Origin of the sequence: Microcella pacifica, from assembly GCF_009371975.2 — a bacterium.
In the GTDB taxonomy this organism is placed as follows: Bacteria; Actinomycetota; Actinomycetes; order Actinomycetales; family Microbacteriaceae; genus Microcella; species Microcella pacifica.
The window spans coordinates 1-2,933 of the sequence record NZ_VIKT02000046.1; the positions used below are offsets into that span (position 1 = coordinate 1).

Annotated in this window: 5 protein-coding genes; 4 read left to right on the plus strand and 1 reads right to left on the minus strand. The window is 62.1% G+C overall.

Features of this window, described 5'->3' with window-relative positions; all coding sequences use genetic code 11:
* Window positions 1-329, plus strand: a 329-nt coding sequence (locus FK219_RS13870; protein WP_235923976.1) for a transposase, incomplete at its 5' end; no start/stop codon positions are given.
* A gap of 146 nt (window positions 330-475) precedes the next feature.
* Here FK219_RS13870 and FK219_RS13220 read toward each other — a convergent pair.
* Complete coding sequence (locus FK219_RS13220) at window positions 476-880, minus strand: heavy metal-responsive transcriptional regulator (RefSeq protein ID WP_130283576.1); 405 nt, start codon at window positions 878-880, stop codon at window positions 476-478.
* A 55-nt stretch (window positions 881-935) separates the two neighbouring features.
* Between FK219_RS13220 and FK219_RS13225 the strand changes: the two genes are divergently transcribed.
* From FK219_RS13225 to FK219_RS14265, 3 genes are all read left to right on the plus strand, one after another.
* Window positions 936-1,253 (plus strand): thioredoxin family protein, encoded by a 318-nt coding sequence (locus FK219_RS13225; protein WP_130484802.1) that lies wholly within the window; start codon window positions 936-938, stop codon window positions 1,251-1,253.
* A complete protein-coding gene (locus FK219_RS13230) occupies window positions 1,250-2,602 on the plus strand; it encodes a dihydrolipoyl dehydrogenase family protein (RefSeq protein ID WP_152584335.1) in 1,353 nt (450 codons plus the stop codon). The genes FK219_RS13225 and FK219_RS13230 overlap by 4 nt, the downstream gene beginning before the upstream one ends.
* Before the next feature lie 170 nt (window positions 2,603-2,772).
* Window positions 2,773-2,933 (plus strand): helix-turn-helix domain-containing protein (locus FK219_RS14265; protein WP_152584336.1); only part of this gene is annotated, 161 nt, incomplete at its 3' end.

Genomic DNA, 2,933 nt, shown 5'->3' on the forward strand with positions numbered 1-2,933 from the left:
CGCACCTCGGCGACCATACGGACTGCGCGCTCACGAAGCTCGCGCGGATACTTGTTGGGTCGTGCCATGAGACTGATCCTTCCAAGGAATCGAGTCTCCGAACACGCCGGGGGGATTCAATCCGCCGCCGCACCGACTCCGTCGGCATCTTCCCCAACCGCGACAGCGTCATCCGCCTCGTCGGCGGCGTTCTGGCCGAGCAGACCGACGAGTGGGCAGAAGGCCGCCGCTACCTCGGCTTGGAGGTTCTGGCCCGCTCCCGCATGCGCGTCCTGCCCGACACCGAAAGCGAGGTGGTCGCCGACACCTTCATCGCACTCAGCGCATAAACGAAGGATCAGCCGTTACACCACTTCCAGGGACTTGACCTTCGACAATCACACGATCTTGAAGGGGCTGCGAAGCCGCGGCGTCAGGATCAGGCTGGCGGCCGCTCAAAGGCGAGAGGGTGATTCAGGAAGCGTCTCCTAAAGGGTCAGCCTCCCGCCGAGACGATGACGCTGCAGACGCCCCCCGGTTCGCAGTCGGTCGGGTCGAGGTCTCGACCCGCCGCGATCAATTGATTCAATTCAGCTTCCAAGACAGCAAGCTCACGTTGCCGCCGCTGCACCTCATCGAGCTTTTCCTCGAGCAGAGTTGAGACATGAGCGCAGGGCGCTTCGCCCGCGTCGCGGATGTTGATCACACTGGCGATCTCAGCAAGGGTGAGACCCGCCGATTGCGCGGATCGAATGAAGTTCAGTCGCGATACGGCCGCGTGGTCATAGCGGCGATAGCCATTTCCTTCACGCGCAGAGGGCGAGAGAAGTCCTCGTCGCTCATAGAAACGGATTGTCTGTGAGGGAACACCGCTGACGTTGGATAGGTCGCCGATCTTCATGGGCTCCATTTCACCACTTGACCTTGCATCGCGCTACAAGGTTTATTCTCCGAGAATGGAGATCACGCTGCAGTACTTCACTGGTTGCCCGAATTGGTCGATTGCCGCCGAGCGCTTGGCGACGATCGCCTCCGAACGCCCCGACATCACCGTTCTTCACCGGCTCGTCGATACGTTCGATGACGCGGAGAAGCTCGGCTTCCGCGGCTCGCCCAGCATTCTCGTCGACGGAGTGGACCCGTTCGCCGACTCGTCGGCACCCGTCGGCCTGGCCTGCCGTGTGTACAGCACACCCGCAGGTCGCGCTGGCGCCCCCACTCTAGAACAACTGCGCATGGCGATCACCGCACAGCACGATGGAGTCGCACTGTGAACGCGGAGTACGACCTGTTCGTCATCGGTGCCGGGATGGCAGGGATCACTGCGGCCAACCGCTGCGCGTCCCAAGGCTGGAAAGTCGGCATCGTCGACACCCTTCCCTACGGAGGCACCTGCGCTCTTCGCGGCTGCGACCCCAAGAAAATTCTCCGCCGAGGCGCCGAAATCATCGACGATGCACGCCTCATGCACGGCAAAGGCGTTAACCAGAATGGCCTCACACTCGATTGGCCCGCCCTCATGCGGCATAAGCACGGCTTCACCGACGATATTCCAGGAGCCATGGAGTCCACGTTGAAACGGAACGGTGTGTCCACGTTCCACGGCGATGCCCGATTCGTCAGCCGCCATCACGTCGACATCAACGGCGAACAGCATTCCGCAGCACGATTTCTCATCGCCACCGGAGCCCGCCCTCGGCCGCTCGAGTTCTCCGGCCAGGAGCTTCTGGTCGACAGCACCGAATTCCTGAACCTCGAAGCGCTGCCCAGAAGAATCGTGTTCGTCGGCGGCGGGTTTGTTTCCTTCGAGTTGGCGCACATCGCAGCGCGCGCTGGCGTGGAGTGCGTGATCATCGACCACGGCACAAAGCCGCTGCGCGCATTCGACCCGGACCTCGTAGATCTGCTTGTGCGCCGCAGCGAACAGGCTGGAATACGAGTGCACCACAGCACCTCCGTGAGCGCAGTCACGCACACCTCCACGGGCTTTCACGTTGCAATCGAGCGGGACCGCGCGACCTCCAACATCGACGCCGACCTTGTGGTGCACGGAGCGGGCCGCGTACCCAACTTCGACGGCCTCGATCTGGAGGCAGCCGATATCGCGCACGGGCCACATGGCATTGACGTCTTCGGGCACTTGCAGAGCCGTAGCAATCCGTACGTCTATGCAGCAGGTGACGCGGCGGGCACCCCGGGCGAACGCCTGACGCCGGTGGCCGTCTTCGAAGGTAAGGTCGCCGCATCCAACATGCTCAAAGGCATCGAGACCGTGCCCGACTACGCCGGCGTGCCCTCGACGGTGTTTACGATTCCAGAACTAAACCGGGTCGGGATGCTCGAACAAGAAGCTGCACGCGATGGTCGAGAGATTTCTGTGCGCTACCACGACACCAGCGGCTGGTACAGCAATTACCGAATCGGTGAGACTACCGCCGCCACGAAGGTGATCGTAGATCCAGCGACCGACTTGATTCTCGGGGCGCACCTACTCGGCCCAGGCTATTCAGAAGTGATCAACACGTTTGGCCTCGCCATCAAGCTCGGACTCACCACCCGACAGCTGAAGTCCGTGACGGCCACCTATCCTTCCGTCGGCTCCGACCTCGGCTCCATGTTCTGACAAATGCGATCCCGAGCGGCGCCGAAAGGCGTACAACACTGCTGATGAAAACCCGTTCAGATATTCCGGTCGGATATTCCGGTCGGTGCCCCTGGAGGTGTCCGAGTTCATGACATAGGTCCCACTTGATAGGTCCCTGCTGAGTCGCGACATAGGTCACAGTCGGCCTCATGTCGAAGAACCGGGTCGTGGTCCTGAAGATCGTCGCGAACGAGCTCACTATCAGCGCCGCCGCTGAACGCTTTGGGCTATCCCGACGCCACATACACCGCCTCCTGGCCCGCTACCGCGACAACGGGTTGGACGCCGTCGACCCACGGCCGCGGCGACC

What these genes read in the sequence shown, in the direction of transcription:
- FK219_RS13225 (WP_130484802.1), top strand. Translation starts at nt 936, where the DNA reads ATGGAGATCACGCTGCAGTACTTCACTGGTTGCCCGAATTGGTCGATT.
- FK219_RS13220 (WP_130283576.1), bottom strand. Translation starts at nt 880, where the DNA reads ATGAAGATCGGCGACCTATCCAACGTCAGCGGTGTTCCCTCACAGACA.